The sequence below is a fragment of the Lacinutrix salivirga genome (assembly GCF_053604675.1).
Map to the genome: position 1 here is coordinate 1 of NZ_JBSHNP010000093.1, position 503 is coordinate 503.

General features: G+C 27.6%; 1 protein-coding gene. It reads left to right on the forward strand.

Features of this window, described 5'->3' with window-relative positions; translation table 11 throughout:
• The first annotated feature begins 262 nt into the window (after positions 1–262).
• Positions 263–454: a hypothetical protein gene (locus tag ACVC5O_RS05150; protein ID WP_452220402.1), complete on the forward strand. Its 192-nt coding sequence runs from the start codon at positions 263–265 to the stop codon at positions 452–454.
• Positions 455–503: the final 49 nt, after the last annotated feature.

A 503-nucleotide genomic window follows, 5' to 3' on the forward strand; every position in this document is an offset into this window, starting at 1 on the left:
CATTCAGAGCATAGTGAAGAATCTTATTAAAATAGAAATAAAATGAACACAAAAATAACAGGAAACCACTTATTAGAATTAGGTTTCAAACAAGGAAAATGGTTAAGACTAATAAAAACATACCTACAAGGTTTAAAAAACCTTGCAGGATAAAAGAAAATTATACTACGCAAAAACAATGCGTAGCATACTATAATATTTGTAGTGTAATCAAAATGTCATTCAGAGCATAGCGAAGAATCTCATTAAAAAAAGAAATAAAATGAACACAAAAATAACAGGAAACCACTTATTAGAATTAGGGTTCAAACAAGGAAAAATGGTTAAGACTAATAAAAACATACCTACAAGGTTTAAAAAATCTTGCAGGATAAAAGAAAATTATACTACGCTAAAACAATACGTAGCATACCATAATATTTGTAGTGTAATCAAAATGTCATTCAGAGCATAGCGAAGAATCTCATTAAAATAGAAATAAAAGGAACACAAAAATAACAGGA

Excerpts from the sequence above, each read along its gene's own strand:
- ACVC5O_RS05150 (WP_452220402.1), top strand. The coding sequence starts at position 263 with ATGAACACAAAAATAACAGGAAACCACTTATTAGAATTAGGGTTCAAA.